This window comes from Escherichia sp. Lx600-2 (assembly GCF_036662595.1).
GTDB classification, from domain to species: Bacteria; Pseudomonadota; Gammaproteobacteria; order Enterobacterales; family Enterobacteriaceae; genus Escherichia; species Escherichia coli.
Map to the genome: position 1 here is coordinate 15304 of NZ_JAYQWM010000025.1, position 16331 is coordinate 31634.

The window sequence follows — 16331 nt, forward strand, 5'->3', positions numbered from 1 at the left end:
TTATTTCAGTTCGAGTTCGTTCATTGCAGCAATGCTGAAACCGCCGTCAACGTGGACCACTTCACCGGAGATACCGGCAGAGAGATCGGAGCACAGGAATGCCGCAGAGTTACCCACATCTTCAATAGTAACGGTACGGCGAATCGGGGTAACGGCTTCGCAATGAGCCAGCATTTTGCGGAAGTCCTTGATACCGGAGGCCGCCAGAGTACGGATCGGACCAGCAGAGATGGCGTTAACACGCACACCTTCCGGACCCATCGCGTTCGCCATATAGCGCACGTTCGCTTCCAGAGACGCTTTTGCCAGACCCATAACGTTGTAGTTCGGGATAGCGCGCTCAGCGCCAAGGTAGGAAAGGGTCAGCAGGGCAGAACCCGGATTCAGCATGGAGCGGCAAGCTTTTGCCATTGCAACGAAGCTGTAGGAGCTGATGTCGTGGGCAATTTTGAAGCCTTCACGAGTAACGGCGTTAACATAGTCACCATCCAGCTGATCGCCAGGTGCAAAACCAATAGAGTGTACGAAACCGTCAAACTTCGGCCAAACTTTCCCCAGTTCAGCGAACATGGTGTCGATGCTGGCATCTTCGGCAACATCGCACTGCAGAACGATGTCAGAACCCAATTGAGCGGCAAATTCTTCTACGCGGCCTTTCAGTTTGTCGTTCTGGTAGGTGAATGCCAGTTCAGCTCCTTCGCGGTGCATCGCCTGAGCGATACCGTAGGCGATGGACAGTTTGCTGGCAACACCGGTTACCAGAATGCGCTTACCGGAAAGAAAACCCATAGCTTTAATCCTTATTGTTGATGCTTGTTGTGCCTGAAAATCAGGCGATTCGTCGTTTTAGTAAACAGTACGAACAGATAAACGGTTATTATAATCAACCTGGCTGTGGGTGGCTATAGTTGCGCTTTCTGTACCGGAGAGAAGCTGCGGTACAGAGCATTTTGCGTTATCTACTCTTGACGCCTGCAAGGGGTAGGTTGGGGAAATATCTTATAGAATCTGACTATGAAACTATTCGTATTAGCTCCGATAAGTTTGATGATGAAAACAGAACTGGCGACAACAAGTAGCAGCCTTTCTGATGAATTGACCCCAACTTAATATTGTCAACTATCTTCACAGAATCTCCACAATCTCTTCATTATCAGAATATGCACCATGAATAAGATAAAAATACTTTCCATTACTTTGGAGAAACGTATAATCAGCAAAAATGAGAACGATCATTCTCACTAAGTGATAGGCCAGGAGACAGAAATGACCAGCAAGCTGGAGATACGCCACAAACAGCGTCAGGATGAAATCATTAACGCCGCCCGTCGGTGTTTTCGTCGCTGCGGGTTTCATGCCGCCAGTATGTCGCAAATTGCCAGTGAAGCTCAGCTTAGCGTGGGTCAGATATATCGTTACTTCGCCAACAAAGACGCCATTATTGAAGAGATGGTTCGCCGTATCATCGACTTTCGTATTGCCCAAATGGACATTGAGGCGCGTACCGATCACTTCCCGGAAGTCCTTGCCTTGCGTAAATCCTTAAATGAGGACGACGACGCGCTGATGCTGGAAGTGGCTGCAGAAGCCACACGCAACCCGCGGGTTATGGCAATGCTTGAAGAAGCTGACGCCAGAATGTTCGCTAACGGTTGTGCACATATGAAAAGAATGCATCCCCATCTTAGCGACGAGCACATTCGTTGCTGCGTTGAAGTGTTTGCTACCATGATGGAAGGTACGGTTTATCGTCGTTTAACACCGCAAAAAAGCGATCCGCAACATCTGCAGGAAATATATCAGGATATTGTTAGTATGTTGATAAATAAATAAGAACAGAATTAACCAATAGCGGGGGATATTAATCCCCCTTATTTCATTGCGAAATTCATTTCGCGATGCGGGTTCGTTATAACTGAATATCCCTGACATATCCTCATTAATTTTAATGAGGAGGGTATTTCTCACCCTGGAGAAAATAATGAAGTATATAGCAACATCTGTAGTGGCAATGCTGCTCTTATCTGGTTGTGATAATACGCAAAGTAACAATTCATCCCCGTCAGAAACAGAAGTCGGCGTTGTTACAGTCAAATCTCAACCGGTCTCGGTAGTCAGTGAATTAACCGGACGCACCAGTGCTGCGCTCAGTGCCGAAGTACGTCCGCAGGTTGGGGGAATTATCCAGAAACGCTTATTTAAGGAGGGTGATCTGGTCAAGGCTGGACAGCCGCTCTACCAGATTGATGCGGCCAGTTATCAGGCTGCATGGAATGAAGCTTGGGCAGCATTACAACAAGCACAGGCACTGGTAAAAGCCGATTGCCAGAAAGCGCAGCGTTATGCCCGACTGATGAAAGAGAACGGTGTTTCACAACAGGATGCTGATGATGCTCAGTCTACCTGTGCACAAGATAAAGCCAGTGTAGAGGCGAAAAAAGCCGCACTGGAAACTGCGCGCATTAATCTTGACTGGACCACGGTAACCGCACCGATTTCAGGGCGCATTGGCATTTCGTCGGTAACCCCTGGCGCACTGGTGACCGCGTCGCAAGATACAGCGTTAACGACTATTCGTGGTCTGGATACAATGTATGTCGACCTCACTCGCTCCAGTGTCGATTTATTACGTCTGCGTAAACAGTCACTGGCGACCAACAGTGACACCATGAGCGTCTCACTTATTCTGGAAGATGGCACAACCTACAGCGAAAAAGGGCGTCTGGAACTCACCGAAGTCGCTGTAGATGAGTCTACCGGTTCGGTGACATTACGGGCGATTTTCCCCAATCCACAACAGCAGTTATTACCGGGAATGTTTGTTCGCGCTCGTGTCGATGAAGGCGTGATGGAAGACGCTATTCTCGCGCCGCAACAGGGCGTCACGCGCGATGCTAAAGGCAATGCAACTGCGCTGGTGGTGAATAAAGACAATAAAGTAGAGCAGCGAACGCTCGAAACGGGAGAAACATATGGTGATAAATGGCTGGTGCTAAACGGCCTGCACAACGGCGACCGACTGATTGTTGAAGGTTCTGCAAAAGTCACTTCAGGGCAGACGGTCAAGGCTGTTGAAGTTCAGGCTAATGGAGGCAACGCCTGATGTTTTCGCGCTTTTTTGTTCGCCGCCCGGTCTTTGCCTGGGTTATCGCCATTTTGATTATGTTGGCGGGGATTCTGGCTATTCGCACATTGCCCGTCGCGCAATATCCTGACGTTGCGCCACCGACCATTAAAATTTCAGCCACTTATACTGGTGCTTCTGCCGAAACGCTGGAGAACAGCGTGACTCAGGTTATCGAGCAACAACTCACTGGGCTTGATAATTTACTCTATTTCAGCTCAACCAGCAGCTCTGATGGTTCGGTCAGTATTAATGTGACCTTTGAACAAGGTACCGATCCAGATACTGCACAGGTTCAGGTGCAGAATAAAATTCAGCAGGCGGAGTCGCGCCTACCCAGCGAAGTGCAGCAAACGGGTGTTACGGTGGAGAAATCACAAAGCAACTTTTTGCTGATTGCTGCCGTGTATGACACCACTGACAAAGCCTCCAGTTCGGATATCGCCGACTGGTTGGTTAGTAACGTTCAGGACCCGCTGGCGCGTGTTGAAGGTGTGGGGAGTCTGCAAGTCTTTGGCGCGGAATACGCTATGCGCATCTGGCTTGACCCGGCCAAACTGGCGTCTTACTCGCTAATGCCTTCAGACGTGCAAAGTGCTATTGAAGCGCAAAACGTGCAGGTTACTGCCGGGAAAATAGGGGCATTGCCTTCACCGAATACTCAGCAACTGACCGCAACGGTACGTGCGCAGTCTCGCTTGCAGACGGTGGATCAGTTCAAAAATATTATCGTGAAAAGCCAGTCAGACGGCGCAGTTGTTCGTATAAAAGATGTGGCTCGCGTTGAGATGGGCAGTGAAGATTATACCGCTATCGGCAAACTTAACGGTTACCCGTCTGCCGGGGTTGCTGTAATGCTTTCGCCCGGTGCGAATGCGCTGAATACGGCGACGCTGGTCAAGGATAAGATTGCCGAATTCCAGCGGAACATGCCGCAGGGATACGACATCGCTTACCCGAAAGACAGCACTGAATTTATTAAAATCTCTGTAGAGGACGTAATTCAGACGCTGTTTGAAGCCATCGTATTGGTGGTTTGCGTGATGTATTTATTCCTGCAAAACCTGCGTGCCACACTGATTCCGGCGTTAGCTGTCCCCGTCGTTTTGCTGGGCACATTCGGCGTTCTTGCGTTGTTTGGCTATTCGATTAATACCCTGACGTTGTTTGCAATGGTGCTGGCGATCGGCTTGCTGGTGGACGATGCCATTGTGGTAGTGGAGAACGTCGAACGCATTATGCGTGACGAAGGGTTGCCCGCGCGTGAAGCCACGGAAAAATCAATGGGCGAGATTTCTGGCGCACTGGTTGCCATTGCGCTGGTGTTGTCAGCCGTATTCCTGCCTATGGCCTTCTTTGGGGGATCTACGGGGGTAATTTATCGTCAGTTTTCGATAACCATTATCTCCGCAATGCTGCTTTCCGTGGTGGTGGCATTGACCTTGACTCCCGCCCTGTGCGGTTCCGTCCTCCAGCATGTTCCGCCACATAAAAAAGGCTTTTTCGGCGCATTTAACCGCTTTTACCGCCGTACTGAAGATAAATATCAGCGAGGCGTAATTTATGTCCTGCGCCGTGCTGCTAGAACGATGGGGCTTTATCTCGTATTGGGTGGTGGAATGGCCCTGATGATGTGGAAACTGCCGGGCAGTTTCTTACCCACTGAAGACCAGGGCGAAATCATGGTGCAGTACACGCTGCCGGCCGGGGCGACCGCTGCCCGTACAGCAGAAGTGAATCGCCAGATTGTTGACTGGTTCCTGATTAACGAGAAAGCAAATACCGATGTCATTTTTACCGTTGATGGTTTCAGTTTTAGCGGCAGCGGACAGAACACCGGGATGGCGTTTGTTTCGTTGAAAAACTGGTCTCAACGTAAAGGGGCAGAAAACACCGCCCAGGATATCGCCCTACGGGCAACCAAAGAGCTGGGCACAATTCGTGATGCCACGGTATTTGCGATGACGCCGCCAGCCGTTGATGGGCTGGGGCAAAGCAATGGTTTTACGTTTGAATTGTTAGCTAACGGTGGAACCGATCGCGAAACACTACTGCAAATGCGTAATCAGTTGATAGAAAAAGCGAATCAAAGTCCGGAGTTACATTCTGTTCGTGCCAATGATTTGCCACAAATGCCGCAATTGCAGGTAGATATTGATAGTAATAAAGCGGTGTCATTAGGGTTGAGTTTGAATGATGTCACCGACACCCTGTCCAGTGCGTGGGGCGGTACTTATGTGAATGACTTTATTGACCGTGGTCGTGTGAAAAAAGTCTACATTCAGGGCGACAGTGAATTTCGTTCCGCGCCGTCAGACTTAGGTAAATGGTTTGTGCGCGGTAGTGATAACGCCATGACACCATTCTCTGCTTTTGCGACCACCCGCTGGCTGTATGGACCGGAAAGACTGGTGCGCTACAACGGTTCTGCAGCCTATGAAATTCAGGGGGAAAATGCGACTGGCTTTAGTTCCGGCGATGCAATGACAAAAATGGAGGAACTGGCAAACAGTCTTCCTGCGGGAACAACCTGGGCCTGGAGTGGTTTGTCATTGCAGGAGAAACTGGCCAGCGGTCAGGCATTGAGTCTGTATGCAGTTTCTATTCTGGTGGTTTTCCTCTGCCTTGCAGCACTGTACGAAAGCTGGTCAGTCCCGTTCTCGGTCATTCTGGTGATCCCTCTGGGGCTTCTTGGCGCGGCGCTGGCGGCCTGGATGCGTGATTTAAACAACGATGTTTACTTCCAGGTGGCGCTATTAACCACTATCGGCTTGTCGTCGAAAAACGCCATTCTGATTGTGGAATTTGCTGAAGCGGCGGTTGCAGAGGGCTATTCCTTGAGTCGTGCGGCATTACGCGCGGTGCAGACTCGTTTACGCCCAATCATCATGACCTCGCTGGCGTTTATTGCGGGGGTAATGCCGCTGGCGATAGCAACCGGCGCAGGGGCGAACAGCCGCATCGCCATTGGTACGGGCATTATTGGCGGTACGCTGACCGCTACGTTGCTGGCTATTTTCTTTGTTCCTCTGTTTTTTGTACTGGTGAAACGTTTGTTTGCCGGTAAACCGCGCCGTCAGGAGTAAGTTATGTTGCGTCGTTCTCTTATTTTTCTGGTGCTGTTGAGTGCGGGATGTGTCTCGCTCGATCCCCACTACAGCACGCCTGAATCCCCAATCCCGGCGACCTTGCCGGGAGCACAGGGCCAGGGAAAGGCAATCAGCCATGACTGGCAGCAGGTGATCCACGATCCCCGATTGCAGCAGGTGGTGACTATTGCACTGAACAGTAACCGCGATGTGCAAAAAGCGATTGCTGATATTGACTCAGCACGGGCGCTCTATGGGCAAACTAATGCGTCGTTATTCCCGACGGTGAATGCGGCCTTAAGTTCAACCCGCAGTCGTTCGCTGGCGAATGGTACGGAAACCACTGCCGAGGCTGACGGCACGGTGTCCAGTTTTACGTTAGATCTGTTTGGTCGTAATCAGAGTTTATCTCGGGCGGCGCGAGAAACCTGGCTTGCCAGTGAATTTACAGCCCAGAACACCCGTTTAACGCTGATTGCTGAAATCAGCACCGCCTGGCTGACACTGGCGGCCGATAACAGCAACCTGGCCCTGGCAAAAGAAACGATGACCAGTGCAGAAAACTCATTGAAAATTATCCAGCGCCAGCAACAGGTTGGCACGGCGGCAGCGACAGATGTCAGTGAGGCGATGAGTGTTTATCAGCAAGCGCGCGCCAGCGTTGCCAGCTATCAGACACAAGTGATGCAGGATAAAAATGCGCTGAACTTGCTGGCAGGTACAACGCTTGAGGAAAATTTGCTACCGGGAACACTGGAAAGCCTGCCGGAACAGATGATAAGTCTGGTTCCTGCGGGAGTGTCATCTGACGTTCTGCTGCGTCGCCCGGATATCCAGGAAGCGGAACATAATTTGAAGAGCGCCAATGCCGATATTGGCGCGGCGCGGGCTAACTTTTTCCCGACGATTTCGCTGACTGCCAGCGCTGGTGTTGGCAGTGACGCATTGTCGTCGTTGTTCAGCCACGGAATGCAGATCTGGTCATTTACGCCATCGGTCACATTACCGCTGTTCACTGGCGGAAGTAATCTGGCGCAGCTTCGTTACGCAGAAGCACAAAAGCGTGGACTCATTGCCACCTATGAAAAAACCGTTCAGAGCGCATTTAAAGATGTCGCTAACGCACTGGCGCGGCGGACCACGCTTGAAGAGCAACTGGATGCACAGCGCCAGTATGTTAAAGCTGAGCAACAAACGGTCGATGTTGGCTTGCGTCGCTATCAGACGGGTGTTGGTGATTACCTGACCGTGTTGACGGCGCAGCGCAGCTTGTGGAGCGCACAGCAGGAGCTGCTGGCACTGCAACTGACTGATTTTACAAACCGAATCACGCTCTGGCAGTCGCTGGGCGGCGGCATGTCATCACTCAAGTAAGGAATAATATGGCTAGAGTCTCTCTTTCATGGGCATTGATTCTTGGTCTTTTAGCCGGTATCGGCCCGATGTGTACCGATCTTTATTTGCCGGCTTTGCCGGAGATGTCTGAGCAACTGGCGGCAACCACGACCATAACGCAATTAACGCTGACTGCATCACTGATCGGTCTTGGCGTCGGACAACTGTTATTTGGCCCTCTGAGCGACAAAATAGGGCGTAAACGTCCGTTAATCTTGTCGTTGCTATTGTTTATTGTTTCTTCCATTTTGTGCGCGACAACGAACAATATTTACTGGCTGGTGGTCTGGCGTTTTATTCAAGGGATCGCGGGGGCGGGTGGTTCGGTGCTCTCTCGTTCTATTGCTCGTGACAAATATCAGGGAGTAACGTTGACCCAGTTTTTTGCGCTGTTAATGACGGTGAATGGCCTGGCACCGGTGTTGTCGCCAGTGCTGGGCGGGTACATTGTTAGCACTTTTGACTGGCGCACTTTATTCTGGGTAATGGCTGAAATTAGCACCGTATTGTTGCTGGGCTGCGTGTTATTTATTAATGAGACCTTGCCAGAAAATAAAAGGGGCTCATCATTGCTATTAACCGGACGAAGCGTGGTGCAGAACCGCCGTTTTATGCGCTTTTGCCTGATTCAAAGTTTTATGCTGGCAGGTTTGTTTGCGTATATCGGCTCTTCGTCGTTCGTGTTGCAGAAGGAATTTGGCTTTAGTCCAATGCAATTTAGCCTGGTGTTTGGCCTTAACGGCATCGGACTTATCATTGCTTCATGGATCTTTTCGCGTCTGGCGCGACGGATTAATGCGATGACATTGTTGCGAGGTGGCCTGATAGCGGCAATTTTGTGTGCATTGCTCACGGTCTTATGCGCATGGACACAATTGCCCATTCCGGCACTGGTGGCATTATTTTTCACTATTGCATTTTGTAGCGGCATCGGCACTGTTGGCGGGGCAGAGGCTATGAGTGCAGTAGGGACGCAGGAATCTGGAACGGCGTCTGCGTTGATGGGGATGAGCATGTTTGTCTTCGGCGGTATAGCCGCGCCATTGTCGGGATTTGGCGGAGAAACACTGTTAAAAATGAGTCTGGCAATTACGGTGTGTTATACACTGGCATTCCTGGTTGCTCTCACCAGAATCGACAATCAAAAGTAATGAATACCTCATCCTGAGGGGGGCCCCTGTCAGGATGAGGTGCAGAACACTAACGGTCCTTACGCCACGCATCCGCCGTCAATGCTTCGCCAAAGTGCCCGGCAATCAGCCGTTTGGTGAGTTCATGCAGCGGTGATGCCAGCACATCCGCGGTGCTGCCTCGCTCGACAACCTCGCCCTGATGCATCACCAGCACCTGGTCGCTAATGTGCTTCATCATTCCGATATGCTGGGTGACATAAATATACGAAATGCCCTGTTTTTCCTGTAATTCCAGCATCAGATTAATCAACTGCGAACGCATCGACATATCCAGTGAAGCGAGGGCTTCATCGGCAATAATGACTTTTGGGCGCAATATCAGCGCGCGCGCCAGACCCAGACGCTGTTTTTGCCCTGGTGCCAACATATGCGGATAGTAACTGACGTGATCCGGTAGCAGCCCAACCATACGCATCGTTTCAATAATCTGTTTGCGACGCTGTTCCGGTTCTAGGTTGGTGTTCAGGCGCAGTGGAAAATCCAGAATTTGCGAGATACGTTGACGGGGATTCAACGAGGTCGAAGGTTCCTGAAAAATCATGCGAATACGCTGACTGCGGAAGGAATAATCGCCAAAATGCAGTGGATGATCGTCAATCAATAACTCGCCGCTGGTAGGTTCTATCATTCCCGCCAGCATTTTTGCCAGCGTGGATTTACCCGAACCATTCTCGCCAATAATCGCCAGTGTCTGGCCTTCACGTAGCGTAAAGCTCAAGGGTTTTACCGCTTCGACGGTCTGGCGACGAAACCAGCCGGTCCGGTAGCGGAACGTTTTACTTAAATTACGCACTTCAAGCAGCGTTTCGATCATCTCACTCTTTCTCCATGTTCAGCGGGAAATGACAGGCATAGAGATGATTTTTCGCCCCCGTCAAACGTGGCGTCACAATGCATTCTCGTTGTGCATACGGGCAACGTGGCCCCAGACGACAACCAATCGGTAACTGTTCCAGCAGTGGGATAGCGCCGGGTAGCGTATTGAGGCGACTTTTATGCGGCATCGCGCTGCCGAAGTCTGGTATCGCGCGGATCAGCGCCTGGGTATAAGGATGATGTGGCATCGTCACCAACTCCTTACTCGGCGCGGTTTCCACCGTTTGACCGCAGTAAAGCACGTTAATTTTATCCGCCCATTGGCTAAGCATTTGTAAGTCATGGCTGATAAGTAAAATAGTGGTATTGCTGTTTTGGTTGAGACGCGTCAGCAGGCGAAAGATTTGCGCCTGGGTTGTTGGCTCCATTGAGTTTGTCGGTTCGTCAGCAATCAGCAGACGCGGTTGATTCGCCAGTGCAATGGCTATCATCACTTTCTGACATTCACCTTCGGTCAACTCATAGGGAAAACTGCGCATCGCATCTTTGTGATCTTTAATTCCCACGCGGTGCAGCAGTTCAATGGCACGGCGTTTGCGCCAGCCAAAACGCTGCCACCAACGGCCTTTATAGGTCCAGGCTGGGATGTTTTGCATCAACTGGCGACCCACACGTTCTGAAGGGTCAAGACACGACTGCGGTTCCTGGAAAATCATCGACACGTTGTGACCAACCAGCTTGCGCCGTTCGCGTGCGGAGAGACGCAGCAAATCGATATCATCAAAACGCATACGGTCTGCAGTAACACGCCAGTTATCTTTATTCACCCCACAAATCGCTTTCGCAATCAAACTTTTGCCGGAACCGGATTCGCCAACAAGACCGCGGATTTCACCTTCGGTTAAGGTCATACTTACCCGGTCGACGGCTTTAACCCACTCATCACCGGTTTTAAATTCAATAGTCAGGTTACGAATATCGAGTAATGGCATTATTCCACCCCCGCAATAATCGCACGACGGACACCGTCGCCAAGGAGGTTAACCAACAGCACGCTAATCATAATTGCCGCACCTGGCAGCATGACAGTCCACGGGGCGACATAAATCAGTTCCAGCGCATCACCGAGCATCGCTCCCCATTCAGGCGAGGGGAGTTGTGCGCCAAGATCGAGAAAGCCCAGCGCGGCGATATCGAGAATTGCCATCGACAGTGCGCGGGTGATCTCGGTGACCAGCCCGGCGGTGATGTTAGGCATCACAGCAAACCAGAGAATATTCAGCGTTGATGCGCCATCCAGACGGGCGGCGATAACGTACTCTTTTTCCAGTTCGTCATGCACCATGCTGTAAATCGAACGTACCATACGCGGCAGCAATGCCAGCCAGACAGCAAACATAGCGTGGGACAAACTCGGTCCGGCAAACGCTACAACGATAATTGCCAACAGCAGGGAAGGGATCGCCAGTAAGGTATCCAGAATATGGTTAAGCACCGCTGAGCGGAGGCCGTGCGTCGCCCCGGCGAAGGTGCCCAGTACCAGGCCACAGATCGTCGCGGCAAGTGTCACCACAAATGCGCCACCCACGGTTGGTGCAGCTCCGCTCAGTAAACGGCTTAAAACATCGCGTCCGAGGTCGTCAGTCCCCAGGAAGAAAGAAACTTCGCCATAGCGCGACCATGACGGCGGCAATAATTGGTAACCGAGAAATTGCTGGTCGATGCCGTAAGGCGCAAACCAGCCGCCAAAAATACACAGTACAGCCAGCCCCGCGCAGCCGTACAGGCCGACCATCGCAGAGGCGTCACTATAAAATTTGCGCCAGGCGGTACGCAGCGTGCCCGGCGGGCGCTTTTCGCTGTACACGCTATCGTAAGGCATACCATTCCTTATGTTTCAGAGGGTTAGCCATGGCACCCAAAATATCAGAAATCACGTTAACAATAATGACCAGTGAGCCACACACCATCACTCCGGCGGAAATGGCTGCGTAATCCTGCTGGCGGATGGCGTTAATTAACCAGCGCCCTAAACCCGGCCAGCTAAAAACCATTTCGGTGATCATCGCCAGCGTCAGCATGGTGGAAAACTGTAAGCCCAGGCGAGGAATAACCGGCGGTAACGCGTTATGCAGAACGTGGCGACGCAAAATAGTAAAGCGCGACAAACCGCGTGTCGCCGCCGCTTTTACATAGTTCTGGTCATACACTTCGATAGTGCTGATACGCATCAGGCGGATCACTTCAGTTGTTGGCGCAACCGACAGGGTGATCACGGGCAATATCATATGGCGGATTGCGCTCATGATCATTTCATCCCGCCATGGTGAGTCCGAAAGCCAGGCATCAATCAACGCAAAACCGGTAATCGGTTTCACTTCGTAGAGCAGATCGAAACGCCCTGAAACGGGCAACCAACCTAGCGTGAGTGAACAAAACAGTGTCAATAGAAGCGCCAGCCAGAACACCGGGATTGAAAAGCCCAGTAAGGCGATGGCGTTGATCAAGTTATCCTGCCACTTATGGCGCGTAATCCCGGCAATCATCCCCACGGGGATGCCAACAATCAGCGCAAAACCGAAGGCGAGGATGCACAGTTCCATCGTCGCCGGGAAGACCTCTTTTAACTGTTCGGCAATTGGTTGACCGTTAATGCTGGAAACACCAAAATCCCAGTGGATCAGGCCATTAAACCAGAACACCCAAGCATTCCACAGTGACGCGCCTTGTAACGGCGCGTGTGGAGTGAAATAGCTCAAGCTGAAGCCAACGAAGGTCAGCAGGAACAAGGTGACAATCAATAACAAAATGCGGCGTAAGGTGAAGATAATCATGGTTTTTTCACCTCATCCTGTTTCTCGCGATACACCCCAGCAAAGGAGGCGTTACCAAACGGGCTAAGTACCAGACCTTTGATATCGTACCGATAGGCCTGCAAACGCAATGACGACGCAAGCGGCAAAATGGGCAATTCCTGCGCCAGAATACTCTGCGCTTCGTCATAGGCTTCAATACGCGCCGCCAGCTGCTGCGAGGAGAGCGCCTTACGCAACACGCTGTCGAATTTCGGATCGCACCAGTGGGCGAGGTTGGTCTGTGAATGAATTGCCGCGCAGCTCAGTAACGGACGGAAGAAACTGTCCGGGTCGTTACTGTCCGTCGCCCAACCGGATAACGTCAGATCATGGCTCATATCCATCAACCGCGCCTCCTGAAAGCGACCTTCTATCGGCACAATCACCACTTTTACGCCAACCTGCGCCATATCCGCCTGAATCAGTTCGGCAGTTTTCAGTGGACTGGGGTTCCACGCCTGCGAACGTGTGGGCACCCACAGTTTCAGCGTTAAATTTTCCAGCCCCAACGACTTCAACTGTTCGCGCGATTTCGCCGGATTGTATTCAGTAATTTTAGCCTCGTTGTCATAGGCCCACGAGGCGCGCGGTAAAATAGAGGCCGCCGTTTCAGCCGTACCATAATAGATGGATTGCATCAGGCGCTGGTTATTAATCGCCAGTGCCAGCGCATGGCGGACAGCGGGATTATTTAGCGGCGGTTTGGCGGTGTTAAATGCCAGATAGGCGACGTTCATCCCAGGACGCAGCGTTAAACGCAAGCGCGGGTCGTCACGCAAAATGGATAGCTGGCTGGCAGCAGGCCAGGCCAGAACGTCGCATTCACCAGTCAGGAGTTTCGACAGACGTCCGGTGCCGCCGGAGCCTAAATCCACCACTACCTGCGGCATTAACGGTTTACCGCGCCAGAAGTCATCATGACGTTGTAGGCGAATAAATTGCCCGGCGCGGTATTCCGACAATTGATACGGACCGGTGCCGACCGGTTGACGGTCGAGTTGCTCCTGGCGATCTTCTTTCTCTAACTTCCGGGCATATTCTGCCGACATGACCGAAGCATAATGGGTTGCGAGGTGCCACAAAAAAGAAGCATCCGGCTGGGCGAGTCGGAACTCAACGGTATGATTATCCAGTTTACGGACGCTTTTCACGTTATCGGCAAATTGCAGGCTGTCGAAGTAGGGGAAGTTGCTGCCGTTGACGTTATGCCACGGGTTGTTGCGGTCAAAAATTCGCTGGAAGGTAAACACCACATCGTCGGCATTCATTTTACGAGTGGGAGTAAACCAGTCGGTTTTTTGAAACGGAACATCGCGACGTAGGTGGAAGCGATAGGTCGCGCCGTTGTCGAGTACTTCCCAGCTTTCGGCAAGTTCTGGCATCAGGCGATAGGTATAGGGATCGACATCCAGCAGTCGATCATAAAACTGGGCGGCAAGGGTATCGACAATTAACCCACTGCTCGCTTTGGATGGGTTAAAGGTGTTGACTTGCCCGCTGACGCAATAGACAAAACCGCTGTCGCGGATATCAGCATGCGGGGGGGATTCAGGCGCGGCGATTGCCTGACCACTCACAAGTCCAGCAATCACCAAAAGAGACGATAATATCTGGCGCATAATATTAAGGGATTTTATGTAAAGAGGCTATCTTACTAATATTTAATGACATTTGCCATTACCGTTTGTGTTCAGGGGTCGTAATGAGGGCCGTGTGGTTGGTCGTTGAACAGATGGCGTCGCCATCTGTTCAACATTCGTACCCGTGATTTCTCTATAACTATAACTCACAGAACAACTTAGCGAGGAGCAGAGCGGTACGATCGTGAGAAACCCATTAAAGCACGCTGCAATGCGTGTCATTTTAACCGGATGCAGCGTGAACGCTTTATCCGGGTAACGATACTGACCGATCGTCTGCAATTAAATAATTACTCATTACCCCATTGATTCAAAAACTCTGCGATCTCATCAATGCGTACGGGATTAATCCCCGCTTCAGCAGCCATTTCATGTTGGGCTTCTTCGCTGATCTCTTCATTGTTCATCAAACGGGTGAGCAGTAACTGGAAGTAGTGGGCCAGCGGTGTGCGTTCAGCCTCTGCGACAGGCTCTGCGCATTCGGTCGCGTACTCATCGGCAATATCAAAATATTTTAGCGGGATATCGTGGTTCATTATTTGCCCCTGGGGTTAATGCGCTAAGCATAAGGGCGGATGATAGCACTCGTGATCCGGGTCATACATCTTTTTATAGTTAATGGCGCGGCGCATTACCCTCAGGCAGGATAATGCGCCGCGCATCCGACTATTACGTTTCGCTCACTGGCGTTCTGTCACCTTCGTACAGCGGCACTTTGCGATAGCGGCGGATCAGATACCACAAATATGCGCCGCCTAACGAAGCCCATACCAGACCGAGTGTCAGTGACGTTGACTCGAGGTTAACCCACAGCACACCCACCGTCAGCGCGCCAACCAGCGGCATCAGCAAATAGTGGAAGTGATCCTTCCAGCTTTTATTCATTCCTTTGCGCCGCCAGAAATGATTAAACACCGACAGATTCACGAAGGTAAACGCCACCAGAGCACCGAAGTTAATTAACGCTGTGGCGGTAACTAAATCGAAGAACAGCGCCGACAACGCGACAATCCCGACCATAATGACGTTCAGTGCCGGAGTCCGCCATTTTGGGTGCACATAGCCAAACACGCGCTCCGGAAACACATTGTCACGCCCCATCACATACAGCAGACGCGACACGCTGGCATGTGAAGCCAGGCCAGAGGCTAACGTGTTCACAAACGTGGTGCAGAGGAAAATCGACTGGAAGAGCTTGCCGCCGACGTACAGCGCAATTTCAGGCAGTGCGGCGTCCGGGTCTTTAAAGCGGCTGATATCGGGGAAGAACAGCTGCATAAAGAACGACGCCGCGATAAAGATAACGCCACCATAGACCGCCGTCAGGAAGATGGCTTTCGGGATCACGCGTGCGGCGTCTGGTGTCTCTTCCGAAAGTGTGGTCACCGCATCGAAACCAAGGAAAGAGAAGCAGACGATCGTCGCCCCGGTAATAATCGGAATCAGATGCGCGTTCTCGCTGATAAACGGCTGAAGTGACCAGACGGTGCCAACGCCTTCTCCTTTATGCAGTCCCTGAACCACCAGGAAGATAAACACCACCATGATGGAGATTTGCACCAGTACAAACAGGGTATTGAAGTTAGCGACCAGGTTGACGCTCTTCAGATTCGCGGCGGTTAAAATGGCGACGAAGGTTACCACCCACACCCACGGCGGCACTTCCGGGAAGAGGGCGGAGAGATAGATTTTCGCCAACAAAACGTTGATCATCGGCAAAAAGAGATAATCCAGCAGTGATGACCAGCCGACCATAAATCCGACGTGCGGGTTAATCGACTTTTGCGCGTAGGTATAGGCCGAACCGGCCTCCGGAAACTGGCGAACCAGTTTGCCGTAGCTGATAGCGGTAAACAGCACGCCCGCCAGCGCCAGCAAATAGGACGCCGGAACGTGACCGTCGCTAATGCCGGAGACAATACCAAAAGTATCAAATACGGTCATCGGCGTGAGATAGGCCAGACCCATCATCACCACCTGCCACAATTTCAGTGATTTTCGCAGACGGGTTTTGCCGGGTTGCGCGGCAATATTCAGTGGTGAATTAATAGCCATAATTGCTGCCTCCCCTGCGTAATAAGGTTTGCGGTCGTGTCGACCTGAAATCAAACCTGTTTAGCAAGGGAAGCAAAGGGGGCGGAGTCCAGTCAGTCGCAGGAGGGGCGCATACGCAGCCTCCCTCGCCATGCGGGGATTTAATCATCGGCATCATCTCATTT

The 16331-nt window shown here is 51.5% G+C and carries 14 protein-coding genes; 5 read left to right on the forward strand and 9 right to left on the reverse strand.

The annotated features are described in order from the left end of the window. Nucleotides 1-789, reverse strand: a complete 789-nt coding sequence (gene fabI, locus OQV04_RS11430) for an enoyl-ACP reductase FabI (protein ID WP_000506490.1) — start codon at nucleotides 787-789, stop codon at nucleotides 1-3. Nucleotides 790-1266: 477 nt separating this feature from the next. Here fabI and OQV04_RS11435 point away from each other — a divergent pair, with 477 nt between their 5' ends. The 5 genes from OQV04_RS11435 (at nucleotide 1267) to OQV04_RS11455 (ending at nucleotide 8759) form a co-directional block, all read left to right on the forward strand. After that, nucleotides 1267-1833 carry a TetR/AcrR family transcriptional regulator gene (locus OQV04_RS11435; protein WP_032280801.1) on the forward strand — a complete coding sequence of 189 codons (567 nt, stop codon included), beginning with the start codon at nucleotides 1267-1269 and terminating at the stop codon, nucleotides 1831-1833. 148 nt (nucleotides 1834-1981) lie between these two features. Continuing rightward, nucleotides 1982-3103, forward strand: a complete 1122-nt coding sequence (locus tag OQV04_RS11440) for an efflux RND transporter periplasmic adaptor subunit (RefSeq protein ID WP_032280802.1) — start codon at nucleotides 1982-1984, stop codon at nucleotides 3101-3103. After that, on the forward strand, nucleotides 3103-6210 hold the full coding sequence (locus OQV04_RS11445) for an efflux RND transporter permease subunit (protein ID WP_274446671.1): 3108 nt from the start codon (nucleotides 3103-3105) through the stop codon (nucleotides 6208-6210). The genes OQV04_RS11440 and OQV04_RS11445 overlap by 1 nt, the downstream gene beginning before the upstream one ends. A 3-nt stretch (nucleotides 6211-6213) precedes the next feature. Beyond that, nucleotides 6214-7587 (forward strand): efflux transporter outer membrane subunit, encoded by a 1374-nt coding sequence (locus OQV04_RS11450; protein ID WP_000946219.1) that lies wholly within the window; start codon nucleotides 6214-6216, stop codon nucleotides 7585-7587. A gap of 8 nt (nucleotides 7588-7595) precedes the next feature. Beyond that, nucleotides 7596-8759 carry a multidrug effflux MFS transporter gene (locus OQV04_RS11455; RefSeq protein WP_000135022.1) on the forward strand — a complete coding sequence of 388 codons (1164 nt, stop codon included), beginning with the start codon at nucleotides 7596-7598 and terminating at the stop codon, nucleotides 8757-8759. Between the two features lie 49 nt (nucleotides 8760-8808). Here OQV04_RS11455 and sapF read toward each other — a convergent pair whose 3' ends face one another. The 8 genes from sapF to OQV04_RS11495 all read right to left on the reverse strand — a co-directional run bounded on the left by sapF (nucleotide 8809) and on the right by OQV04_RS11495 (nucleotide 16321). Further along, the gene (gene sapF, locus OQV04_RS11460) at nucleotides 8809-9615 is read right to left on the reverse strand and encodes a peptide ABC transporter ATP-binding protein SapF (RefSeq protein WP_032280806.1); all 807 of its coding nucleotides are present in this window, start codon (nucleotides 9613-9615) and stop codon (nucleotides 8809-8811) included. A 1-nt stretch (nucleotide 9616) separates the two neighbouring features. Next, on the reverse strand, nucleotides 9617-10609 hold the full coding sequence (sapD, locus tag OQV04_RS11465; protein ID WP_001128858.1) for a peptide ABC transporter ATP-binding protein SapD: 993 nt from the start codon (nucleotides 10607-10609) through the stop codon (nucleotides 9617-9619). Further along, entirely contained in the window at nucleotides 10609-11499 is an 891-nt protein-coding gene (gene sapC, locus OQV04_RS11470) for a peptide ABC transporter permease SapC (protein ID WP_001146163.1), read from the reverse strand. The genes sapD and sapC overlap by 1 nt, the downstream gene beginning before the upstream one ends. Then, nucleotides 11486-12451 (reverse strand): putrescine export ABC transporter permease SapB, encoded by a 966-nt coding sequence (sapB, locus tag OQV04_RS11475; protein WP_000583277.1) that lies wholly within the window; start codon nucleotides 12449-12451, stop codon nucleotides 11486-11488. The genes sapC and sapB overlap by 14 nt, the downstream gene beginning before the upstream one ends. Then, on the reverse strand, nucleotides 12448-14091 hold the full coding sequence (sapA, locus tag OQV04_RS11480) for an ABC transporter substrate-binding protein SapA (protein ID WP_274446670.1): 1644 nt from the start codon (nucleotides 14089-14091) through the stop codon (nucleotides 12448-12450). Before sapA ends, sapB begins: the two co-directional genes overlap by 4 nt. Before the next feature lie 311 nt (nucleotides 14092-14402). After that, the gene (locus OQV04_RS11485; protein WP_001015110.1) at nucleotides 14403-14648 is read right to left on the reverse strand and encodes a YmjA family protein; all 246 of its coding nucleotides are present in this window, start codon (nucleotides 14646-14648) and stop codon (nucleotides 14403-14405) included. Between the two features lie 133 nt (nucleotides 14649-14781). Further along, a complete protein-coding gene (gene puuP, locus OQV04_RS11490) occupies nucleotides 14782-16167 on the reverse strand; it encodes a putrescine/proton symporter PuuP (RefSeq protein ID WP_000996858.1) in 1386 nt (461 codons plus the stop codon). Continuing rightward, on the reverse strand, nucleotides 16157-16321 hold the full coding sequence (locus OQV04_RS11495) for a YmjE family protein (RefSeq protein WP_120795382.1): 165 nt from the start codon (nucleotides 16319-16321) through the stop codon (nucleotides 16157-16159). The genes puuP and OQV04_RS11495 overlap by 11 nt, the downstream gene beginning before the upstream one ends. Between the last annotated feature and the right edge of the window lie 10 nt (nucleotides 16322-16331).